The following is a 1980-nucleotide window of genomic DNA, read 5'->3' as shown; positions in this document are numbered from 1 at the left end:
CAGCGTCGGCGACGGCCAGTAGCGGTGAGCGGTAACGGGGGCCGTCGCCCGGGTCGCCGGGCACGAGCGGCTGGGCGCCGGTTGCGGGCGTGGCGGTGGAATCGGCGGTCATGGACTGTTCAACCAGAACCCGGGTCCGTACAGTTCCCGCACCGGCCGGCAAGTGCGACGTGGCTGACGTCAACGGAAAAGCCGAGGTCGTCCCGCAGCCGGGTGACCAGGTCGGCCAGTACGTCTGAAGGGATCTCCTGTACCTTGCCGCAGCTTCCACAGACCAGATGGACGTGTTCGGCGAGGCTGGCAGCGTGGTAGGTCGGCGCGCCGTGACCGAGGTGGGCGTGCGAGACAAGCTCGAGTTCCTCGAGAAGGTCCAGGGTGCGGTACACCGTCGAGATGTTGACCCCGCCCGCGGTGCGGCGGACCTCTGTGACGATCTCCTCGGGGGTGGCATGGCCGAGCCGGGCGACTGCTTCGAGAACCAGTTGGCGTTGCGGCGTGAGACGGTAGCCCCGGGAACGCAGCTGCGTCTGCCAGTTACCCTCTACTGACCCGGAGACCTGGGCCTCTGGCAGTGTGCCAGAGGCATGATCACGCCGCCTTTGGCCCTCCCGGCCACCCGCGACGTCCACCGCCATGGGAACAGTCTAGGGTCTGTTCGGTAGATCTTCGATCGAGCCGACGGTACCCCGCTGCACTGCTGCCGTGACTGCCCGAACCCCAGGATCGATCGTTGCGCATCCGTCACTTCGCACCGTACGGGACCCGCTTGGAACGCCCTGGCGCTTGGTGGGGGAAAAGCGGTTGCCGAGTCCGCCTGGGCCACCGTAGCGTTGTCCGTACACGAGAAGGGAGGTGGTCCAGTTTTGTGTGATAAACGGACTCGTGAGGTGACTGTCCGCTAGCCGGTCTTGTGGTCCTCACCCTGCCGGGTGACCTGCGGGCACCGGCACCGGCGAGAACCAGACAGGCACCGGACCTCCGGGCGTCGTCGCTGGTCCCGACGGCCCGTCGTCCCTGCTGTGGGCGGTGGAAGCGCCCGGAGGTCTCTTTTTGACGTGGTCGATCCGGTCTGGTTCATCCGGACCGGTTGATCGGGGTCGGGTGTACCGGCATGCAGCGGTGAAGGACTGCACGTTCAGGTCGAATCGGCTCCGAAGGCGTCCCGGGTAAGTCCGCCACGCCCGATCCAGCCGCATCGGGCGGGTGGGTTACGGCAGGATCGAAGTCATGCCGACGCTCGTTCTGCTCCGCCACGGCGAGAGCACGTGGAACCGAGAAAACCTGTTCACCGGCTGGGTGGATGTCGATCTTTCCGAAAAGGGCCTCAAGGAGGCAACCCGCGGCGGTGAGCTGCTCCGCGACGCGGGTGCGCTGCCGGACGTGGTGCACACGTCGCTGTTGCTGCGGGCGATCCGCACCGCCTGGATCGCGCTCGACGCGGCTGGACGGACATGGATCCCTGTGCACCGCTCCTGGCGCCTGAACGAACGGCACTACGGCGGCCTGCAGGGGCTCAACAAGGCCGAGACACTCGCCGAGTACGGCGAGGAGAAGTTCATGCTGTGGCGCCGTTCCTATGACACGCCACCGCCGCCCATCGGGTCCGGTCAGGTCAGTGGTGTGGACGAGCGCTACGCCGACCTGCCGCCGGATGTCATCCCGACAACCGAGTGCCTCAAGGACGTGGTGGTCCGGATGCTGCCGTACTGGTATGACGCGATCGTGCCGGATCTGCGGCGCGGGAAGGTCGTGCTCGTCGCGGCCCACGGCAACTCGCTGCGCGCGCTGGTCAAACATCTGGACGGGATCAGCGACAGCGACATCGCCGGCCTGAACATCCCCACCGGCATCCCGCTGTGTTACGAGCTGGACGGCGATCTGCGTGTGGTGAGTTCGGCATATCTGGATCCGGAGGAGGCGGCAAGGGCCGCCGCCGCCGTGGCCGCACAAGGTAAGAAGTAGCGGACGCCAGGTAAGAAG

General features: G+C 66.8%; 2 protein-coding genes. One reads left to right on the top strand and one right to left on the bottom strand.

Annotation, left to right across the window (positions count from 1 at the left end; all coding sequences use genetic code 11):
* Positions 1-119: 119 nt before the first annotated feature.
* Positions 120-635: a Fur family transcriptional regulator gene (locus DD1DGNOD_RS23635; RefSeq protein ID WP_131768606.1), complete on the bottom strand. Its 516-nt coding sequence runs from the start codon at positions 633-635 to the stop codon at positions 120-122.
* 592 nt (positions 636-1227) lie between these two features.
* Between DD1DGNOD_RS23635 and DD1DGNOD_RS23630 the strand changes: the two genes are divergently transcribed.
* Complete coding sequence (locus DD1DGNOD_RS23630) at positions 1228-1962, top strand: phosphoglyceromutase (RefSeq protein ID WP_131768605.1); 735 nt, start codon at positions 1228-1230, stop codon at positions 1960-1962.
* The last annotated feature ends 18 nt before the right edge of the window (positions 1963-1980 follow it).

Origin of the sequence: Candidatus Protofrankia californiensis, assembly GCF_900634765.1 — a bacterium.
Classification (GTDB): Bacteria; Actinomycetota; Actinomycetes; order Frankiales; family Frankiaceae; genus Protofrankia; species Protofrankia californiensis.
The sequence above is the reverse complement of the archived record's forward strand: the minus strand, read 5'-3'. Positions and strand labels throughout refer to the sequence as shown.

Coding starts and splice junctions, on each gene's coding strand:
- DD1DGNOD_RS23635 (WP_131768606.1), bottom strand. CDS start 635: ATGGCGGTGGACGTCGCGGGTGGCCGGGAGGGCCAAAGGCGGCGTGAT.
- DD1DGNOD_RS23630 (WP_131768605.1), top strand. CDS start 1,228: ATGCCGACGCTCGTTCTGCTCCGCCACGGCGAGAGCACGTGGAACCGA.